Raw genomic sequence first — 19,864 nt, 5'->3', positions numbered from 1 at the left:
GTCAGATGGCCGCCGGCTGCACAGGAGGCGGGCTTACCCCCTACACTCCGGCCCCATGGCCATTACCGTCTTCACTCTGCTTGCCATCGTGCTCTACCTCACCGCCGCGGCCGGATTGGCGCGGCCGCTGCTGAGCGGTGGCCAGCCGCTCAATCGCATGGCGCTGGCGTTGGCGGGATCGGCGGTGCTGATTCACTCGGGGCTGCTGCTGAGCATCCATCGCGGCTCGGTGGACCTGCACTTTTTTTCGGCCTTGTCGCTGGTGGCCTGCGTGGTATCGGCACTGACACTGGTGGTGAACGTGTCACGCCCGGTGGCGGCCCTTGGGGTCATCGTGTTTCCGCTCACCGCCCTGCTGCTGGCCGCCGACACCTTCCTTGCGCCCACCACGCTGCCCGAACCGCTGGGCTGGCAGATCAAGCTGCATGTCACTGTGGCATTGCTGGCCTTCAGCGTTCTCTCCATCGCCGCCGTCCTGGCCCTCTTGTTGGCCGTGCAGGAGCGCGCCCTGCGCCATCGGCAGCTCGGCCCATGGTTGCGTGCACTGCCGCCGCTGACGCTTACCGAAATGCTGCTGTTCCGCCTGATCGGCGCGGGCTTTGTGCTGCTCACGCTCACGCTGCTCAGCGGCATCCTGTTCGTGGACAACCTGTTCGGCCAGCACTTGGTGCACAAGACGGTGTTGTCGATCATCGCCTGGCTGGTGTTCGGCGCGCTGCTGTTCGGCCGCTGGCGCTACGGCTGGCGCGGACGCCGCGCGGTGAACCTCACGCTCTTCGGCATGGGCGTGTTGCTGCTGGCCTTCTTCGGCACCAAGCTGGTGCTTGAACTGATACTGCATCGCACGCCATGAGCGGCATGGGCCAGTACGTGCTCACCCTGTCCTGCCCGGATCGCTCGGGCATCGTGGCGGCGGTGTCCAACCACTTGGCCCAGCAAGACTGCAACATCCTCGAAGCCCAACAATTCGGTGATGCGGAAACCGGCCGATTCTTCATGCGCCTGGTGTTCGACAGCGCCAGCCTCTCCATGAATGCGCTACGTGATGGGTTGCACGCATTCGCGCCGGCCCTGCAACTGCAATGGACGCTGCGGGATCGCGCCGAACGGCGCCGCGTGCTGCTGCTGGTATCGAAGTTCGATCACTGTTTGGCGGACATTCTCTACCGCTGGCGTATCGGCGAACTGCCCATGACGATTGTCGGCGTGGTCGCCAACCATCCACGCGAAACGTACCGCCACCTGGACTTCGACGGCATCCCGTTCCATTACCTGCCGGTGGATCGCGCGTCCCGCGAGGCGCAAGAAGCGGCGCTGTGGTCGCTGATCGAACAAAGCGGCGCCGAACTCGTGGTGCTTGCCCGTTACATGCAGGTGCTGTCCACGTCGCTGGCGCAGCGCCTGCAGGGCCGCTGCATCAACATTCATCACTCGTTCCTGCCCGGTTTCAAGGGCGCGCGCCCGTATCACCAGGCGCACCACCGCGGGGTCAAGCTGATCGGTGCCACGGCGCATTTCGTCACGCCCGACCTGGACGAAGGCCCGATCATTGAGCAGGACATCGAGCGCGTGACGCATGCCGATACGCCCGACGACCTTATCCGAATCGGCCGCGACATCGAGCGGCGCGTGCTGGCCCGCACGCTCAGGCTGTACCTGGACGACCGCATTCTTCTCAACGGCGGCAAGACCGTCGTTTTCCATTCCTGACCGGGAGCACCCTGTGGAACTGATCGGTATGCTCGACTCGCCCTTTGTGCGACGTGCGGCGATTTCGCTGCACATGCTGGGCCTATCCTTTACGCATCGGTCGCTGTCTGTCTTTCGCAACTTCGACGAGTTTCAGTCCATCAACCCGCTGGTCAAGGCCCCCACACTGATCGGCGACGATGGTGAACTGCTGGTGGATTCGTCGCTCATCATCGAATGGGCGGAATCGGTGCGCACCGCCCCCAGCCTGATGCCGAGTGCCGCGGATGAGCACTTGCAAGCGCTGCGACTGATCGGCACTGCGCTGACCGCCAGCGAAAAGTCCGTGCAGATCGTCTACGAGCACAAGCGAGTACCCGAGCGACGGGACGTCGACTGGCTGGCTCGCGTACAAGGCCAACTGTGCGCGGCTTACGACACACTGGAGCGCCACGCGGCAGCCGCCAACGGCCATTGGCTGGTCGCCGGCACCTTCAGCCAAGCCGACCTGAGCACCGCCGTCGCATGGCGCTTTACCCAGCTGGTGGCGCGCGATGCGCTCGGGCAACGAACGTATCCAGCCCTGGCCGCCCTCTCGATGCGCGCCGAGCAGCTGCCCTCATTCCAGGCGCTACCGCCGGAGTGAGTACCGCTCAGCGTGCCAGATGCGACGCCATGGCGCCGTAGAAACGCTCGTAAGTTGCCGCATCACTGAGCACGCTGGTCCGAGCGTCGCCGTTGCTGTCCCACACGGTTCGACGAAAACGCGTGCGCGCCAGCACGCCATGCCCATCGGTGGCAGGCATGAGTAACACGAGCGCTTCTGTGGTTTGGTGATCGGGCTTGCCGGGCAAGGACATCTTCGACTTGAGAACGCCGCGAAGAATCTCCCGCCCCTTGCTGATCAGCACTTCGTCGTGGCGCGCTTCGATCAGGTGAAACTCCCGGTCTACCGTGGTCGCTTCGTAGCCCTGCTCTCGCAAGGTCGCCAGCACGGCATCCAACGCTGGATCCAGGCGGGTGTCGTAGCGATGATCACGAACGCGCTGGTAGGTCTGCTTATCCTGCTCGGTCAAACCCACGTCCACTTGGGTGGAGCTGTAATGCAGCAGGCGCCCGCCGCTGCCGGTGACCTGCTCGTCAGGCTTGGGCGCATCCTCGCTGCATGCCGAACCAACGAAGGCCACACCGGCCAGCGCGACCATCCAACCTGCCATTGCGCACGTCCACTTGCGATACATACAGCATCCTGCCTGATCGACCTGGGGAAGCGCAGGCTACACGTTCCTTGATGGCGGCTCGCTTGCCGTCGCCATGGTCGCTTGCTCCGCGTTCAGCGAACTGCGTCGATGGCCTGCGAGAGACGCTCCACCGGCACCACCTCCATATCGCCGACCCTGCCCTTCTTGGGCGCATTCGCCTTGGGCACGACGGCCTTCTGGAAGCCATGGTGCGCGGCTTCCTTGAGGCGCTCCTCGCCATTGGGCACCGGGCGGATCTCGCCGGAAAGGCCCACTTCGCCAAAGGCAATGGTCTTCTCCGGCAATGGCCGGTCACGCAAGCTCGACAACACCGCGAGCAACACCGGCAAGTCAGCCGCGGTTTCCTGCACGCGAATGCCACCGACCACATTGACGAACACGTCCTGGTCGTACGCGGCCACGCCACCATGGCGATGCAGCACCGCCAACAGCATCGCCAGGCGGTTCTGCTCCAAGCCCAGCGCCACGCGGCGCGGGTTGCCAAGCGAGGATTGATCCACCAAGGCCTGCACTTCCACCAGGAGCGGCCGTGTTCCCTCGCGGGTGACCATCACCGCGCTGCCCGAGGTCGGGCCGCTGTGCGCCGAAAGAAAGATCGCCGACGGGTTGGGCACTTCGCGCAGGCCCTTTTCCGACATGGCGAACACGCCCAATTCATTCACCGCACCGAAACGGTTCTTGAAGGCGCGCAGCACGCGGAAGCGACTGCCCGACTCGCCCTCGAAATAGAGCACCGCATCGACCATGTGCTCCAGCACGCGCGGGCCGGCAATGCCGCCCTCCTTGGTCACATGACCCACGAGAAACACTGAAGTGCCCGTTTCCTTGGCGAAGCGCGTGAGCTTGGCGGCCGATTCGCGCACCTGGCTCACCGAACCCGGGGCCGCCGTCAGCAGTTCGGTCCAGATTGTCTGGATGGAGTCGATCACCAGCACACGTGGCTTGCTCGCCAGCGCCTGCTCGATGATGCGCTCGATACAGGTTTCCGCCAGCGCATGCAGCGGCCCCAGCGGCAGATCCAGACGCTGAGCGCGGGCGGCCACCTGGGCCAGCGATTCTTCGCCGGTGACATACACGCTGGGCACCTGCGCGCCCAGTGTGCCCAGCATCTGCAGCAGCAGGGTCGACTTGCCGATGCCGGGATCACCACCGATCAACACTACCGACCCATCGACCAGCCCTCCACCGAGCACGCGATCCAACTCGCCAATGCCGGTGAGCGTGCGCGTTTCGGCCGTGAGCGCCACCGCCGTCAACGGCGTGACCTTGGGTGAGCCCGCTGCGCCGCCCGCATAGCCGGTACTGCGCGCGGCACCGGCCGACTTCACCGCCGGCTGCAGCACGATTTCGCTTAGCGTGTTCCAGGCATTGCACTCCAGGCATTGGCCCTGCCACTTGGAATGCTCCGCACCACAATCGGTGCAGACATAGGCGGTCTTGGCTTTGGCCATGCGTGGAATCCTGGGCAACGATGCGATAGCGAGAGCTTAACCGGCCGCCATCGCAGACGGCGAGACGCCAAGCGAACCTCAGAGCCTCTTCACCATCTCTGCGTGGCCCGCGCCGGAAGCAATGTGCCGGCAGATCAAGCAAGAATGACGGTTGTACTTCCGTCCACAACTGAGTAGTGACGCGGAATTGCGGGCAAAGCACCCCGGCCCCAAGGGCTGCGCGGGTATGCCCACGCAACACGGCCACGCGGAGATCGTGAGCGGGCTGCTAGCCCTCGTCCTCAACGAACAACACGCGTCGAGTCATACCGCAGGTCAGGTCGTAGGAGATTGTACCGGCATGCGCGGCGATGACCTCGACCGGCAACTCCGGCCCCCACAGGGTGACGCTGTCACCGACCTTGGCCTCAGGGGCGCCACGCAAATCAAGCGTGATCAAATCCATCGATACCCGACCGATCAGCGGCACCCGCTGCCCACCCACCAGCACCGGTGTGCCGGCGGCGGCGCTGCGCGGGTAGCCGTCGCCATAACCCACGGCGGCCACGCCCACCGGCATGTCTTCCGGACAGGTCCAGGTGCCGTTATAGCCAATCCGCTCGCCGCGACCGATGTGGTTGATGGCGATCAGGCGGGTACTCAGCGTCATGGCGGGCCGGAAGCCGAAATCAGCACCGGACTTGCCATCCACCACGGAAAGACCGTACAGCAATCCACCCGTGCGCACCCAATCGCCACGCGCGGCCTCCCAGCCGAGCACAGCGGCGGAGTTGGACAAGGAGCGCGGCCCACGAAGACCTTGCGTGGCCGCGGTGAAGCGCTCGATCTGGGCGGGCGTCTGCACGCCATCGAACACTTCCGACTCAGAGAAATGGGTGAGCAAACCGATATCCGGATCGATCCCGGCCATGGTGGACAACTGCCCGTGCACAAAGGGCACGGCCTCCGTCGCAAAGCCCAAGCGATGCATGCCGCTGTCCACCTTCAGCCACACGCGCAATAAGCCTCGCGAAGGCGAAGCCTCGCGCAGCCACTGCAATTGCGCCTCGTGGTGAATGGCTGCATCCAGGTTCAGTCGCTGCATCTCCGCGATGTCGCTGGCCCGATCCGGGCCCGACAGCACCACGATGCGCTGCCGATGCCCAGCCGCCCGCAGGCGCAGGCCATCACCCAGGGCCGCAACCGCAAACGCATCGGCCTCGCCATCCAGCGCGCGCGCCACACGCTCCAGGCCATGCCCATAGGCATCGGCCTTGACCACTGCCATTACCTTGGCCGGCGACGCCATGGCCTTGATGCGGGCGAGATTGTGGCGCAGTGCGCCCAGATGGATGGTGGCGACGGTTGTACGACTCATGCCTTTAGGTGGCGCCACGCGTGCGCAAGATGTTTGGAGTGAAAACGACGAACCGCCGTACTGAACCAAGCACCAAGCTTAGCAGCCAGCCCAAACAGCGATCCGTCTCCCGCACTCAGCATAGCCGGAAAAGCGGGCCATCTCAGGGTAATGCCCTGGCAACCCCGAGACAGCCCATCGTCTGCATGCCCTTAGACCACACCAAGCACCAGCAGCACGATCACGATGATCAGCACCAAGCCCAAGCCACCACTCGGGCCGTAACCCCAGTTGCGACTGTACGGCCAGGACGGGAGTGCACCAAGCAGCAGCAAGACGATGACAAGCAGCAGAAGCAGCGACATGGCGGATCCTCGCGTGGGAAACAGGAGCCCACGGTGCACGGCATGTCGTGAACGTCAGTGCGCCGTTATGTGTACGGCATGCATAGAGCGGCCATGGAGACAGGCGACGTTCCGCTACTGGAACGTCGCCTGAAGAACTGCCTGCTTACTCAAACGCACCGACGAAGGAATCGGGCGCGTAGTTCTCGAACTTTGTGTAGTGACCCAGGAAGGTGAGCTTCACCGTGTCGGTGGGGCCATTACGCTGCTTGCCGATAATGATTTCGGCCAAGCCCTTATCCGGCGATTCCTTGTTGTAGTACTCGTCGCGGTAAATGAACATGATCACGTCCGCGTCCTGCTCGATAGCGCCTGATTCGCGCAGGTCGGACATCATGGGGCGCTTGTCGGCGCGCTGCTCCAGCGAGCGATTCAACTGCGATAGGGCGATCACCGGACAATTAAGCTCTTTCGCCAGGCCCTTCAGCGAGCGCGAGATCTCCGAGATTTCCGTCGCGCGATTTTCCTTCATGCCTGGCACCTGCATGAGCTGCAGGTAGTCGATCACGATGAGGCCAAGGCCACCGTGCTCGCGATGCAGGCGACGAGAGCGCGAGCGCATTTCCACTGGCGAGAGGCCCGGCGTGTCGTCGATAAAAATCTTCGCCTCGGACAGCAATGCGATGGCATTGGTGACGCGCGGCCAATCCTCTTCGGCCAGATCGCCGTTGCGCAGGTGCTGCGCATGGATGCGACCTACGGACGAAATCATTCGGAAAGCCAGCTGCGAGGCTGACATTTCCATCGAGAAAATGGCCACGGCCTTCTTGCCACGCATGGCCGCGGCTTCGGCGATGTTCACCGAGAAAGCCGTTTTACCCATGGAGGGACGTGCCGCCACGATGATCAGGTCCGACGGCTGCAGGCCGGACGTAAGCTCGTCGAGGTCGGAAAAGCCGGTCGAGATACCGGTGAGCTGGCCGCGATTTTCATAGCGTTCGGAGAGGATGCGGAAAGCGTCCTTTACCGCATCGCGCATGGACACGGTGTCCTTCTTGCCGCGCGCGCCCGACTCGGCGATTTTGAACACGCGCTGTTCGGCACGCTCCAACACCTCCTGCACGGTCTTCCCGTCAGGCAGGTAGCCGTCCTCGGTGATTTCGGTGCCGGCGTCGATCAGCATGCGTAGCACGGACTTTTCGCGCACGATCTCCGCGTAGGCCGCGATGTTCGCGGCGCTCGGCGTAGTGTTGGCGAGCTCAATCAGATAAGCCGCGCCACCGACCATTTCGGCCAGGCCGTTGGCCTCGAACCAATCGCCCAGGGTCACCGCATCACAGGGCATGCCCTTGGTGGCCAGCTCGGTGATGGCGCGCCAGATCATGCGATGGTCGCGACGATAGAAATCCTGCTCGCCCAGGCGGTCAGCCACTTTGTCCAGCGAATCGGGGGACAGCATCAGGCCGCCCAGCACCGCCTGTTCCGCCTCGATGGAGTGCGGCGGCATACGCAGAGCGTCGAGCTGTGGAGAGGACTTTCGCTCGCCGCGACCACGCCTGTCGGAACGCCCGGGGCGTTCGGGTCGGTCGGAAGAGTCTGGAACGAAAGACATCGCGATTCCTCGCAGCTTGCCGGTGAAGGCCACCAGCGGCATGACGTTGGGTCAAGAGCATACGCGGCGCCATCGCAAGCCGCGAGACAATAACTCTGTGGATAACCTGTGTGTGACGGGCCAGGCACGGATGGAGCCCCGTGCCGCCGCCAAAACAAACGGGCGCCCGAGGGCGCCCGTCTGGGTGTTGCAAGCGAGCGGGCGGGCTTACTTCTCGCCGACCACGATCACCTTGATCTGCGTCTGCACGTCAGCGTGCAGGGCGATCACGACGTCGAACTCGCCGGTGTTGCGGATCGGGCCTTCGCCCTGGATCACTTCGTTCTTGTGCACGTCGTAACCGGCGGCTTCCAGAGCCTCGGCGATTTCGCGCGGACCGACCGAGCCGTACAGCTTGCCTTCCGGGCTGGCGTTCACGGTGATGGTCACCGAGACGTCTTCCAGCTTGACCTTGCGGCCTTCGGCGCCCGTCAGGGCGGCAGCAGCCTTGGCCTCGTACTCGGCGCGGCGCTTCTCGAAGGCTTCGAGGTTGGCAGCGTTGACCGGCACAGCCTTGCCCTGCGGCAGGAGGTAGTTACGGCCGTAACCCGGCTTGACCTTGACCTTGTCGCCCAGGTTGCCGAGGTTGCGGACTTTTTCGAGAAGAATCAGTTCCATGGTGGTTCCTTTTCGTTAGCGCCGGTGTGGCCCGACGCAGCCGTGGACGGTTGTCCGAAGAGTGGGACTGCGCGCCAGGCCGAGGCCCGGCGCGCGCCACGACTTAGACGTCGTGGTTGTCGGTATAGGGCAGCAGGGCCAGGAAGCGGGCGCGCTTGATAGCGGTCGCCAGCTGACGCTGGTAGCGGGCCTTGGTACCGGTGATGCGGCTCGGCACGATCTTGCCGTTCTCGGTCACGTACTGGCGCAGCGTGTTGAGATCCTTGTAATCGATCTCTTTCACGTTTTCAGCCGTGAAGCGGCAGAACTTGCGGCGGCGGAAGAACTTGGACATGGCTTAGGCTCCTGATCAGTCGTCGCTGTCGCGATCGTTGTCGTCACGCGCTTCGTCATCGCGGCGACGCGAGGACTTGGCGTCATCCTTTTCCTTGGACTTCAGGATGAAGGACTGCTCGGTATCAGCGGCATCGCGCTTGATGACCAGGTGACGCAGCACGGCGTCGTTGAAGCGGAAACCCGACTCCAACTCGTTCAGCGCGTTCTGGCTCACTTCGATGTTGAGCATGACGTAGTGAGCCTTGGCCAGGTTCACGATGGGGTAAGCCAGCTGGCGGCGGCCCCAGTCTTCCAGGCGGTGGATCTTGCCGCCGTCGGCTTCGATCAGCACCTTGTAGCGGTCGATCATGGCCGGGACCTGCTCGCTCTGGTCAGGGTGGACCAGGAACACGACTTCGTAATGTCGCAGGGACATTTTGTGGTAACTCCTTGTGGATGCGGCCCTTTTGGGGCCTGACAGCCTCCCGCACTATGCGGTGAGGCAAGGTTCCATCCCGACCCAAGGGGCCTGGACAGAAGCGGAAGTGTAAGAGATTTCAGGCGTTTGGGGCAAGCGGCTTGCTGCCGACACCCCTGGAGCCGGCGTTCAGCCGACCGTGAAGCTCTCGCCGCAACCGCATTCGCCGGTGGCATTGGGGTTGTGGAACACGAAGCTGGCGTTGAGGCCCTGGCGCTGGAAATCGATCACCGTGCCATCGACAAGCGGCAGGCTCTTGCTGTCCACGATCAGGGTCACGCCGTCGATCTCGACCCGCTGGTCGTCCTCGCCCAGGGTGCTGGCTAGATCCACGACATAGCCGAAGCCCGAGCAGCCGGTGCGCTTGACGCCAAAGCGCACGCCAGCGGCGCCGGGAGTACCGGCAAGGAAGCTGCGCATGCGTTCGCTGGCGGCGGGAGTAATGGTGATGGTCATGGACGATGCAACTTGCTGAAGGGTTCAAGGGTCCGAAAGGAGGCGAAAGGGTCGCTACCTGAACGAAACGTTCGTTATTATGCCCCATTCGACTTATGCGCCCGATATGCGGCGCCCAGCAGGAGTTTCAATCCATGGCGGTGGTTAGCCCGATTCTATCGAGCGTGAAGCAGGCACTTTCCGGCAGCATCGAGGCCGGCAGTGTGGTCACGGTGCGCGGCTGGGTGCGCACGATCCGTGATTCCAAGGGCGGCCTGTCCTTTGTGAATGTCACCGACGGCTCCTGCTTCGACCCCATCCAGGCGGTCGTGACCGACAAGGTGGGCAACTACGAGAGCGAAGTGAAGCACCTCACCACCGGTGCCGGCGTGATCGTCACCGGCACGCTGGTGCCTTCGCAGGGCAAAGGGCAGCGTTTCGAAATCCAGGCCGATACCGTCGAGGTGACCGGCTTCGTGGACGATCCGCTGACCTATCCGATCCAGCCCAAGCCGCACACCATGGAGTTCCTGCGCGAAGTGGCGCACCTGCGCCCGCGCACCAACTTGTTCGGCGCGGTGACCCGCGTGCGCCACACCATGATGACGGCGATCCATCGCTGGCTCACCGAGCAGGGGTTCTTCTGGATCAACACGCCGATCATCACCACGTCCGACGCGGAAGGCGCGGGCGACATGTTCCGCCTGTCCACCCTGGACCTGGCCAACCTGCCGCGCACGCCGGAGGGCAAGGTCGATTTCCGCAAGGATTTCTTCGGCCGCGAAGCCTTCCTTACCGTGTCCGGCCAGCTCAACCTGGAGGCGTACTGCCTGGCGATGAGCAAGGTGTACACCTTCGGCCCGACCTTCCGCGCCGAGAACTCCAACACGGCGCGCCACCTGGCCGAGTTCTGGATGGTGGAGCCGGAGATCGCCTTCGCCGACCTCAACGCCAACGCCGACTGCGCCGAAGGCTTTCTCAAGGCCATCTTCAAGGCCGTGCTGGAAGAGCGCGCGGATGACATGGCGTTCTTCGCCGAGCGTGTACAGCCGGATGCGATCAGCCGTCTGGAAGCCTTTATCACCCAGCCGTTCGAGCGCATCGATTACACCGAGGCGGTGGAGATTCTCAAGAACTGTGGCCAGAAGTTCGAGTTCCCGGTGGCCTGGGGCATCGACCTGCAAACCGAGCACGAGCGCTATCTCGCCGAAAAGCACGTCGGTCGCCCGGTGGTGGTGATGAACTACCCCGAGCAGATCAAGGCGTTCTACATGCGCTTGAACGACGACGGCAAAACCGTCGCCGCGATGGACGTGCTGGCGCCGGGCATCGGCGAAATCATCGGTGGCAGCCAGCGCGAGGAGCGACTGGATTACCTCGACCGCCGCATGGCTCACTTCGGCCTCGATCCGGTCACCTACAGCTGGTACCGTGACCTGCGCCGTTACGGCACCGTACCCCATGCCGGCTTTGGCCTCGGCTTCGAGCGCCTGCTGGTGTATGTGTGTGGTTTGTCCAACATCCGCGACGCCATTCCCTACCCGCGTGCGGCGGGAACGGCGGAGTTCTAACAACACGGTCAGCCCATGCGCCATCGCCCGATCCTTGCCACTGCCCTTGTCGCCGCCGCCGTGATGGTGGGCGGCTGCCACAGCGTGAAAACGCTGGTGCCGCCGAACCTGCGTGCGCCCGAAGACGCACAGAAGAGCCTGGATCAGGCCAAGAAGCAGTTGCAGCAGGCCACCCCCTGCTGCACCAACTTCGCGGATTTCTCCTACCAGAACACCCTGCCCTGGCAGCCGCGGAAATTCGTGCTCGGCCCGGGCAGCATGGTGGCGAGCCTCAATGGCGAACGCAGCTATTTCCTGGCGTTTGCTCTACCTCGCGAAACGCAGTTCCCGTATCGCATCGCCTTCAAGTCCGAGCTCAACGGGCGCTGGCTGCGCGCGAGCTATTTGTTCGCGCCCACCATCGTGCTGTTGGACGAGGCCTTCCAGCCCATCAACAGCCAGGACGTGGGCCTATGTGAGCACATGGGCTGGACCGACGAAACCACCGGCGCCTTCGGCAGCGTGGAAGTGACCGACAAGCGCGCACGCTACATGGTGCTGTACAGCTCGGCCAAACAGCAGTCGAGCAATACGTACTGGGAGCAATCGCCCGCCGCATTCTCGGCGGAAGCCCCGGTGAAAATGGCCGCGGCCGGCACGTTCAAGGTCCCCCACGGACCGGATGGCACCGTGTGGATCGGCATGATGGACAAGACCTACAAGGACGCCGTGGACAACGCCATCTGTGCCAAGCCGACGCAAGGAAACGGTGTGCTCAACACCCTGCGTGACACCATTCCGTTGCCGGGTATTGGCGAAAGCAGCAAGCCTGCCGCCACCAAGAGCGACACCGGCGCCGATGGCAAAACCCCGACACCCGTGGCAGGCAGCGCAACCAGCGGTTGAGCGCCTACCCAAGCTTCATTGGAACCCCCTCGCCCATGGTCGAGCTTTATCTATCCTTCTTGCTGGCCGGCGTGGTCTGCTTCGTGCTGCACTTTTTCGCGCAATACCGCGTAGCCGCGGTGCTGCGAAAACAGCATCCGCGCGAATGGCAGATCATCACCGACACCGAGGGCCGCCCCACCAACCCGGTGCGGACCTGGATGCGACTGCAGCTCGCCCTGCGCTCGCCCGTGTTGCCCGCACTGGAAGACCGCGCCATCACCAACTGGCGTCGCGTTTGGCGTTTCAGTCTATGGTTGGCATGGCTGTGCTGGTTCGCCGCGCTTGGCGTGCAGTTCAGCGCCCGCTAGCCCCAACCATCATCGGAGTCGCCCATGCAGTTGGACCTCAGTGGACACCACGCCCTGGTATGCGGTGCCTCGCAAGGCATTGGTCATGCCAGCGCGGTCGAACTGGCCGAACTAGGCGCCACCGTCACGTTGCTGGCCCGCTCGGCCGACACGCTTGCCGCCGCCGCGGATGCGCTGCCACGCGCGCATAACCAGCAGCATCGCTGGTTCGCGGTCGACATGCAGCAGACCGAATCGCTGCGCACGACCCTTGCGAACATCGTGGGCGAACAAGCGCAGGACATCCTGATCAACAACACCGGCGGCCCGCCGGGCGGCCCGGCGCATGTCGCCGAAGCGGCCGCGTACGAGGCCGCCTTCCGCCAGCATCTGCTGGCCGGGCAAACCCTGGTTCAGGCCCTTTTGCCCGTCATGCGGGCGCGTGGCTACGGTCGCATCGTCAACGTCATTTCCACCTCGGTGAAAGAGCCCATCGCCGGCTTGGGCGTGTCCAACACGGTGCGTGCGGCGGTGGCCGCGTGGGCCAAGACCCTGTCCTCGGAACTGGCGTCCGATGGCATCACCGTCAATAACGTGCTGCCGGGTTACACCCGTACTGCACGCCTGGATGGCCTGATCGCCGCCCAGTCCCGCGCCAGCGGCCGCAGCGAGCAGGACATCGCCCAGGGCATGCTGGCCACGGTGCCCGCCCGGCGATTCGGTGACGCCGCGGAAGTCGCCTCGGTGGTGGCCTTCCTGTGCACACCGGCGGCGGCCTACGTCAACGGCGTGAGCATCGCGGTGGACGGCGGCCGTACCCGCGCACTGAGCTGAACAGGCCAGCGCATACGGCGGCGTCCGGTGCAATTGGACGCCTCAGGCCTTAAGCTTGTACCGATGCCAAGCCTGCGCCTCGCCAACCTGATCGATGGTCGCCTGCAGGCGCCGCGCGACGACCGTTGGCTGGACGTGTACGAGCCCGCCACTGGCGAAGTCTTTGCGCGGTGCCCCGACTCCTCTTCGTTTGATGTGGACGCCGCGGTGCAGGCCGCGCGGCGTGCCGCGCCGGCGTGGAGCACCACCTCGGCCGAACAACGAGCCAGGCTCCTGCACCGCCTGGCCGACCTGATCGAAGCTCGTCTCGACGAATTCGCTGCACTGGAATCGCGCGATTCCGGCAAACCCGTCAGCTTGGCGCGTAGTCTGGACATTCCTCGCGCGGTGGCCAACCTGCGTTACTTCGCCGCCGCCATCGTGCCGTGGAGCAGCGAATCGCACGCCATGGAAACCGGTGCCATCAACTACACCCTGCGCCAGCCGCTAGGTGTCGTGGGTTGCATCAGCCCGTGGAATCTCCCGCTGTATCTCTTCACGTGGAAAATCGCCCCCGCACTCGCGGCCGGCAATGCCGTGGTGGCCAAGCCCTCGGAGATCACGCCCTGTACCGCCGCCTTGCTCGGTGAGCTGAGCATCGAGGCTGGCTTTGCGCCGGGCGTACTGAACATCGTGCAAGGACGCGGGCCGAACGTGGGCCAGGCCATCGCGGAGCATCCGCAGGTCAAAGCGGTGTCCTTTACCGGCAGCACGCGCACAGGCGCACAGATCGCCACCGCCGCGGCGCCGCAGTTCAAGAAGCTGTCGTTGGAGTTGGGCGGCAAGAACCCCGCCATCGTCTTCGAGGACGCCGACCTCAGCGACGCCAACCTGGACACTATCGTTCGCTCCGGCTTCGCCAACCAGGGCGAAATCTGCCTGTGCGGTTCGCGCCTGCTGGTGCAGCGCTCAATCTATGAGCGCTTTCGCGAACGCTACCTCGAGCGCGTGCGCGCCCTGCGGGTGGGCGACCCCAACGACCCCGGCAGCGACTTGGGCGCGCTGGTATCGCAGGCCCACTTCGACAAAGTCATGGGTTGCATCGCACAGGCCCGCGCCGAGGGTGGCCAGATCCTGTGCGGTGGCGACGCGATAACGATGGATGGGCGTTGTGCGAACGGTTGGTTCGTCGCGCCTACCGTGATCGAAGGTCTCGCCAACGACACGCTTACCAACCAGCAGGAAATCTTTGGCCCGGTGGTCTGCCTCATTCCCTTCGAGGACGAAGCCGAGGCGCTGATGCTGGCCAACGGCACCGGCTACGGCTTGGCCGCATCGGTGTGGACACGCGACTTGTCGCGCGCACACCGTTTCGGGGCGCAACTGGATACCGGCATCGTCTGGATCAACTGCTGGCTGCTGCGCGACTTGCGCACGCCCTTCGGCGGGACCAAGCAATCGGGCCTGGGCCGCGAAGGTGGCGTCGAGGCGCTGCGCTTCTTCACCGAACCGAAAAACATTTGCATTCGCTACTGAGAGTACTGCCGTGAAAAGCCCCCTCCAGAATCTGCTCGACAGCAATCGCGCATGGTCGTCCGCCGTCTGTGCGCAGGACCCGCGTTTCTTCGAACGACTCGCGCAGCAGCAAGCGCCAAAGTATCTCTGGATCGGTTGTTCCGATTCGCGCGTGCCCGCCACGCAAATCGTGGACCTGCCGCCCGGCGAGATTTTCGTGCAGCGCAACGTTGCCAACGTGGTGTCGCACACCGACCTCAACTGCCTCAGCACCATCCAGTTCGCCGTGGACGTGCTCAAGGTCGAGCACATCCTCGTCGTCGGCCACTACGGCTGCGGCGGCGTGCAAGCGGTACTGGACGAGCGTCGCATGGGCCTGGTCGATAACTGGCTGCGTCACGTGGGCGATGTGGCCCAGAAGCACTCCAAGCTGCTCACCGGCATCGACATGATGAACCTGCGCAACGCTCGCCTGTGCGAACTCAACGCGATGGAGCAGGTAGTCAACGTGTGCCACACCACCATGGTGATGGATGCCTGGGAGCGCGGCCAAAAGCTCTCCGTGCACGCCTGGTGCTACAGCCTGTTCGATGGTCATGTGAACGATCTGGGCATGCACGTGAGTTCGCGCGAAGAACTCAAGCCTGCATACGAACATGCCCTGCAGCGCTTGGGCACCATCCCCGAGTTCAATCGATGAGCGACATCGTACGCACCGATCGCGCGCCCGCGCCGGTCGGCGCGTACCCTCACGCGCGTCGCGTGGGCGACCTCTTGTTCCTCTCGGGCGTGGGGCCGCGCGAACCGGGCAGCAACGCCATCCCTGGCAACATACACGACGCCGAAGGGCGCCTGGTGGGCTACGACATCAAGGCGCAATGTCGTCAGGTGTTCGCCAACGTGCGGGCCGTGCTGGAAGCCAGTGGCGCACGCTGGGAGGATCTCGTTGACGTCACGGTGTTTCTCACCGATATGGCACGTGATTTCCCTGCCTATAACCGGCTCTACGCGGAGTATTTCGCCGGGGTGGATGCCTGCCGCACCACGCTGGGCATTACCGCGCTGCCCACACCCATCGCCATTGAGCTGAAGTGCGTGGCTGTGCTGCCGCCCCAATGATCAGCCCTGCATAAAAAAAGCCGGCGCAGAACGCCGGCTCTTTTTGCTTGACCGTAGTCGATCAGTGGCTCGGCTCGGTCGCCGGCAAGGGCGCCTTGGCGGTGCGCTTGGCCGAGTGACTACCCTTCTGCTTGGTGCTCTTGGGCTGACCGTTGTTGGACTTGTTCTTCTTGTGGTGGTGCGACGTAGATGCTGCCGGTTGAGCGGCTGCCGAAGGAGTCGCGGGCGCCGCCTGCGGAGCGGCATTCTGAGCCAGCGCGGAACCAGAGAGAGCCACACCCGCCACAAGCAGAGAAGCGATCGCGAACTTACGCATGTCGTTGAACCTCGAATCGAATGTCGCGGACCCGGCCGGAACCCGGCAAACGCGGGCGGCGCGACGGCTAAAACATGGCATGTTTCAATGCACGCCGAAACTATCCATCCGCTGCGAAGCCATGCGATTTCGGTCGCAGACGGCTTGACATTGCAAAGCCCTAACGAGTGTCGATATTTCTTGCGCTCAAGTCAGGCACTGGCGCAGTAGTTGTTCGATCAACGACTGCAATGGCGTTGCCTTGGCCTCGTCGTAAGCGAAGCTCTCCTCGTCCATGTAATTGAGCTGTGCCAACTCCAATTGCACCGCTTGCACATTGTTCCCCGGCTGGCCGTAATGGCGGGTGATGTAGCCACCCTTGAAGCGTCCATTCACGACGAAGCTGTAGCGAGACTGCGCATTCAGCACGTCCTGAAGCTTTTGCTGCAGCCCAGACGAGCAACTCGCGCCATCGGCGGTGCCGACGTTGAAGTCAGGCAACTGCCCTTCGAACAACATGGGTACTCGACTGCGAATGGAGTGACCCTCCCACAGCACGACACGCCCGTGCTCCGCGCGCAGGCGATCAAGTTCTTGCGAGAGCGCGTTGTGATACGGATGCCAGAACTCATTCACCCGCTGTTGAATTTCCTCAGCCGTCGGTTCGGCGCCCTCGAGATATAGCGGCTCTCCATCGAAACCGATGGTGGACACCAAGCCGGTTTCGCGACGCCCCGGATACAGCGCCTGCCCATCCGCGGGACGATTCAGGTCGACCACGTAGCGCGAAGCCAGTGGACGCAAAAGGCTCGCGCCCAGCGCCTTGGCAAGCGGCTCGTACAGCCGACCGACGTGCCAGTCGGTGTCCACGGAGCGGCGCGCCTGGGGTTGCATGCGCGCGGCGACGGCCTCGGGGATGAAGCTGCCGTCATGCGGCAGGCTGATCAGTAGCGGCGCTGTGCCGCGATGCAAAGTCACGAGTTCCATCCCGCCAGTCTAGAGCTTGAGGCGTGCTTCGCGTAGTCGGCAGGTACTGACCACGCGCGGCGCCGGTTGGCGATCTCCGGGCGGCCACGCAAAGATCGTGATCAGGACATCAGCACCAGCTCTTCGGCGGAACTGGGATGGATGGCCACCGTATCGTCCAGGTCTCGCTTGCGCAGGCCCATCTTCATCGCCACGGCGAAGCCTTGCAGCATCTCCTCCGCGCCAGCGCCCAGGACATGAATGCCCACGACCCGTTCGTCCTCGCCCACGCAGACGAGCTTCATCAAGCTCTTGCCCTGTATCCCGGCCACCGCGAACTGCAAGGGAGTGAAGCGGCTGCGGTATACGCGAACGTCTTCGCCGAACCGCTCGCGCGCCTCAGCCTCGCTCACGCCCACTTGCGCCAACGGTGGCTCCGCGAAAACGACACTGGGGATGTGCTCGTAGTCGAGGCGACTGTCGGGCTGGCGGCCGAACAGGCGATCGGCAAGCCGCCGCCCAGCAGCCACCGCTACCGGGGTCAATTCGACCCGCGCGGTAATGTCACCTACGGCGTAGACGCCCGCTACCGAGGTGTTCTGCCAAGCATCGGTGACCACATGCCCCCCGGCGTCCAAGGCCACACCCGCCGCGCCAAGATCCAACCGATCGCTGTTGGGGTCTCGTCCGACCGCCCACAGCACGGCGTCAAAAGGTGGGCAGTCATCAAAGGCATCGCCCTCCAGCACGCGGCTTTCGCCGTCCCGGCGCAAACCCCGCGCATGAGCGCCATGCCGAACATCGATGCCTTGGTGGCGCATGCGTTCCTCCAGCGCGTCGACCAACTCCCCATCAAAGCTGGTGAGCAGCCCCCGACGTGCGAACAGGCTCACGTCGCTGCCCAGCGCGCGCAGCAAGCCGGCGAACTCCACGGCGATGTAGCCACCGCCGACGATCGCCACGCGCCGCGGCAACACACGCATGGCAAAGATGTCGTCCGATAGCAGGCCCAGGTCAAACCCGGGGATATCCAGCCGGCGCGGGCGCCCTCCCGTCGCGATGACGATGTGCGCCGCGCAAAGCTCTTCTCCCCCGGCGGTGGCGACACGATCGGCCGCCACGAAGCGCCCGGTTTCCGCAAAGACCTGCACACCGGCGTCCGATAGCCGCGCGGCGTAGCGCTGGCGAATGCCATCGATGTATCCCTGGCGCAGCTGCCGAAAGTGCTCCCAGTCCAACGGACCTGGTTGCAAGGCGAACCCATAGTCACGCGCCAGCTGTTGTCCCTGTGCCAATTGCGCGGCGAACCACAGGGCCTTCTTGGGCACGCAGCCCACATTGACGCAGGTGCCGCCCAATGCATGTGGCTCCAGCAAGGCAACGCGCGCGCCATAGCGAGCAGCGCGCAACGCGGTAGCCAGGCCTCCGGAGCCACCGCCCAGCACGATCAGGTCAAACGTGTCCGACATCGTTCACTCCTCTCCATGCCGGTACCGTAGCGGTCGCCACGATCAGGCCGCGTCAATGTCACACGCCAAAACGTGCGGGCGCATAAGGCGCCGGGTCGATGGCCGGCGTACCGCCGCGCAGTAATGCGGCTACCAGCTCGCCCGTGGCGGCCGACATGCTCACGCCCAGCATGCCGTGGGCGGTGGCCAACATCAGGTTGGCATAGCGCGTACTCGCACCGATGATCGGCACCTCATCCACACTCATGGGTCGCCAACCCCACCATTCCTCAAGCAGCTCCGGGCCTTCTGGCTGATGCAGGCTTTGAGCCGCGCCACGTCGCAAGGCGTCCAGCCGCGTTCGGTTGAGACCTTCGGCGTAACCTGAGAATTCCATGGTGCTGCCCAGTCGGTAGCCGCTCTCCCAGGTGGTGACGCAAACAGCCGCCTCTCGCAGCACCAGCGCGTGCCGGGGCGCCAGCGATGGTCGTGAATAGGTCATCGAGTAGCCTTTGCCCGGCTGCATCGGCAACCGCAAGCCAAGCAGGCGCCCCATGAGCGGCGACCATGCACCCAGCGCCATCACTACGTGCTCTCCACGAAACACGCCTCGCGTCGTGCGCACGAAGTCGATGCGTCCGCGCTCGGCCCCGAAGTGATCGATGCGCGCAGCACTCTCGATGACGCCCCCCAAGTCGGTCACTCTCCGCGCCAGCTCGGCCACGTAGCGATCAGGCCGCAGCCGTGCGTCGCCAGGGTGGAACAACCCTCCTGCCACACCCGGTTTCAGGGCCGGCTCGCTGGCTGCCACCTCTGCTCCGCTCCAGCGTTGCACCTCTACGCCAAGACGATCGAGCAACTGGGCGTGGTGACGCTCATCCGCCTTAAGGGCACGCGTCGTGCGATAAACGTAGAGTTCCCCCTCCTCCCCGAACTCGCAATCGAGGCGCTCGCTGCGTACCAGTTCACCTAACAGGGCTCGCGAATGTTGCAGGATGGCCGAGCGTGCCCGCGCGGCGCGTTCGAAATCCCGCCAGTTGCAATGGCGCGCGAAACCGAGCAGCCAGCGCAGTCGCGGCCCGTCGAAACGAGGGTTGAGGTAAAGCGGCGCGTCGGAACGCACCATCGAGCGCAACGCCACACTGAGCATGCCGGGCATGGCCAGGGGGGCGGCGTGGCTGGGGGTAATCGTTCCACAATTGCCGTGCGAACTGCCGCAACCCGGGTTACCCTGCTCCAGTACGCGCACGGTCGCTCCGGACTTCAGCAGGTAATAAGCACAGGCCAGGCCGATAACGCCGCCGCCGAGAATCAACACATCACTGCGTGAAGCATCCATAGAGC

23 protein-coding genes are annotated in these 19,864 nt (G+C 64.2%); 10 read left to right on the top strand and 13 right to left on the bottom strand.

Annotated elements, in window-relative coordinates; all coding sequences use genetic code 11:
- Window positions 1–55: 55 nt before the first annotated feature.
- From AC3G2C_RS00950 to AC3G2C_RS00940, 3 genes are read left to right on the top strand one after another with little or no spacing between them, the layout of a single operon-like run.
- The gene (locus AC3G2C_RS00950; RefSeq protein WP_488382731.1) at window positions 56–853 is read left to right on the top strand and encodes a cytochrome C assembly family protein; all 798 of its coding nucleotides are present in this window, start codon (window positions 56–58) and stop codon (window positions 851–853) included.
- Window positions 850–1,710, top strand: coding sequence for a formyltetrahydrofolate deformylase (gene purU / locus AC3G2C_RS00945; protein ID WP_488382730.1), 861 nt, complete (start codon window positions 850–852; stop codon window positions 1,708–1,710). Before AC3G2C_RS00950 ends, purU begins: the two co-directional genes overlap by 4 nt.
- 13 nt (window positions 1,711–1,723) lie before the next feature.
- A complete protein-coding gene (locus tag AC3G2C_RS00940) occupies window positions 1,724–2,335 on the top strand; it encodes a glutathione S-transferase family protein (RefSeq protein WP_488382729.1) in 612 nt (203 codons plus the stop codon).
- A 7-nt stretch (window positions 2,336–2,342) separates the two neighbouring features.
- Here the strand turns inward: AC3G2C_RS00940 and AC3G2C_RS00935 are convergent, their stop codons facing one another.
- From AC3G2C_RS00935 to AC3G2C_RS00895, 9 genes are all read right to left on the bottom strand, one after another.
- On the bottom strand, window positions 2,343–2,906 hold the full coding sequence (locus tag AC3G2C_RS00935; protein ID WP_488382728.1) for a hypothetical protein: 564 nt from the start codon (window positions 2,904–2,906) through the stop codon (window positions 2,343–2,345).
- Window positions 2,907–3,022: 116 nt separating this feature from the next.
- Window positions 3,023–4,402, bottom strand: a complete 1,380-nt coding sequence (radA, locus tag AC3G2C_RS00930; protein WP_488382727.1) for a DNA repair protein RadA — start codon at window positions 4,400–4,402, stop codon at window positions 3,023–3,025.
- 268 nt (window positions 4,403–4,670) lie between these two features.
- Window positions 4,671–5,759, bottom strand: coding sequence for an alanine racemase (alr, locus tag AC3G2C_RS00925; RefSeq protein WP_488382726.1), 1,089 nt, complete (start codon window positions 5,757–5,759; stop codon window positions 4,671–4,673).
- A 191-nt stretch (window positions 5,760–5,950) separates the two neighbouring features.
- A complete protein-coding gene (locus tag AC3G2C_RS00920) occupies window positions 5,951–6,103 on the bottom strand; it encodes a DUF3309 family protein (RefSeq protein WP_488382725.1) in 153 nt (50 codons plus the stop codon).
- Window positions 6,104–6,248: 145 nt separating this feature from the next.
- Complete coding sequence (locus tag AC3G2C_RS00915; RefSeq protein WP_488382724.1) at window positions 6,249–7,694, bottom strand: replicative DNA helicase; 1,446 nt, start codon at window positions 7,692–7,694, stop codon at window positions 6,249–6,251.
- 207 nt (window positions 7,695–7,901) lie between these two features.
- Window positions 7,902–8,351 (bottom strand): 50S ribosomal protein L9, encoded by a 450-nt coding sequence (rplI, locus tag AC3G2C_RS00910; protein ID WP_488382723.1) that lies wholly within the window; start codon window positions 8,349–8,351, stop codon window positions 7,902–7,904.
- Between the two features lie 103 nt (window positions 8,352–8,454).
- Complete coding sequence (gene rpsR / locus AC3G2C_RS00905) at window positions 8,455–8,685, bottom strand: 30S ribosomal protein S18 (RefSeq protein WP_111983860.1); 231 nt, start codon at window positions 8,683–8,685, stop codon at window positions 8,455–8,457.
- Between the two features lie 15 nt (window positions 8,686–8,700).
- On the bottom strand, window positions 8,701–9,102 hold the full coding sequence (gene rpsF / locus AC3G2C_RS00900) for a 30S ribosomal protein S6 (protein WP_488382722.1): 402 nt from the start codon (window positions 9,100–9,102) through the stop codon (window positions 8,701–8,703).
- A gap of 171 nt (window positions 9,103–9,273) precedes the next feature.
- A complete protein-coding gene (locus AC3G2C_RS00895; protein ID WP_488382721.1) occupies window positions 9,274–9,600 on the bottom strand; it encodes a HesB/IscA family protein in 327 nt (108 codons plus the stop codon).
- A gap of 134 nt (window positions 9,601–9,734) precedes the next feature.
- On the opposite strand from AC3G2C_RS00895, the gene asnS reads away from it, so the two are divergent.
- The 7 genes from asnS to AC3G2C_RS00860 all read left to right on the top strand — a co-directional run bounded on the left by asnS (window position 9,735) and on the right by AC3G2C_RS00860 (window position 15,811).
- On the top strand, window positions 9,735–11,150 hold the full coding sequence (asnS, locus tag AC3G2C_RS00890) for an asparagine--tRNA ligase (protein ID WP_488382720.1): 1,416 nt from the start codon (window positions 9,735–9,737) through the stop codon (window positions 11,148–11,150).
- Window positions 11,151–11,165: 15 nt separating this feature from the next.
- Window positions 11,166–12,035, top strand: coding sequence for a MalM family protein (locus AC3G2C_RS00885; RefSeq protein ID WP_488382719.1), 870 nt, complete (start codon window positions 11,166–11,168; stop codon window positions 12,033–12,035).
- A gap of 35 nt (window positions 12,036–12,070) precedes the next feature.
- Entirely contained in the window at window positions 12,071–12,385 is a 315-nt protein-coding gene (locus tag AC3G2C_RS00880) for a hypothetical protein (protein WP_488382718.1), read from the top strand.
- A 24-nt stretch (window positions 12,386–12,409) separates the two neighbouring features.
- Window positions 12,410–13,198, top strand: a complete 789-nt coding sequence (locus tag AC3G2C_RS00875) for an SDR family NAD(P)-dependent oxidoreductase (RefSeq protein WP_488382717.1) — start codon at window positions 12,410–12,412, stop codon at window positions 13,196–13,198.
- Window positions 13,199–13,261: 63 nt separating this feature from the next.
- Entirely contained in the window at window positions 13,262–14,713 is a 1,452-nt protein-coding gene (locus tag AC3G2C_RS00870; protein ID WP_488382716.1) for an aldehyde dehydrogenase, read from the top strand.
- A 10-nt stretch (window positions 14,714–14,723) separates the two neighbouring features.
- Window positions 14,724–15,392 (top strand): carbonate dehydratase, encoded by a 669-nt coding sequence (can, locus tag AC3G2C_RS00865; protein WP_488382715.1) that lies wholly within the window; start codon window positions 14,724–14,726, stop codon window positions 15,390–15,392.
- On the top strand, window positions 15,389–15,811 hold the full coding sequence (locus AC3G2C_RS00860) for a RidA family protein (protein ID WP_488382714.1): 423 nt from the start codon (window positions 15,389–15,391) through the stop codon (window positions 15,809–15,811). Before can ends, AC3G2C_RS00860 begins: the two co-directional genes overlap by 4 nt.
- 61 nt (window positions 15,812–15,872) lie before the next feature.
- On the opposite strand, the gene AC3G2C_RS00855 is transcribed toward AC3G2C_RS00860, so the two are convergent.
- The 4 genes from AC3G2C_RS00855 to AC3G2C_RS00840 all read right to left on the bottom strand — a co-directional run bounded on the left by AC3G2C_RS00855 (window position 15,873) and on the right by AC3G2C_RS00840 (window position 19,859).
- Complete coding sequence (locus AC3G2C_RS00855; protein ID WP_488382713.1) at window positions 15,873–16,127, bottom strand: hypothetical protein; 255 nt, start codon at window positions 16,125–16,127, stop codon at window positions 15,873–15,875.
- Between the two features lie 186 nt (window positions 16,128–16,313).
- The gene (gene hutG / locus AC3G2C_RS00850; RefSeq protein ID WP_488382712.1) at window positions 16,314–17,093 is read right to left on the bottom strand and encodes an N-formylglutamate deformylase; all 780 of its coding nucleotides are present in this window, start codon (window positions 17,091–17,093) and stop codon (window positions 16,314–16,316) included.
- Between the two features lie 101 nt (window positions 17,094–17,194).
- Entirely contained in the window at window positions 17,195–18,541 is a 1,347-nt protein-coding gene (gorA, locus tag AC3G2C_RS00845; protein WP_488382711.1) for a glutathione-disulfide reductase, read from the bottom strand.
- A 58-nt stretch (window positions 18,542–18,599) separates the two neighbouring features.
- Complete coding sequence (locus AC3G2C_RS00840; RefSeq protein ID WP_488382710.1) at window positions 18,600–19,859, bottom strand: NAD(P)/FAD-dependent oxidoreductase; 1,260 nt, start codon at window positions 19,857–19,859, stop codon at window positions 18,600–18,602.
- Window positions 19,860–19,864: the final 5 nt, after the last annotated feature.

The organism is Frateuria sp. sgz306004, assembly GCF_057750885.1.
This window is presented reverse-complemented; position numbering and strand designations above follow the sequence as displayed.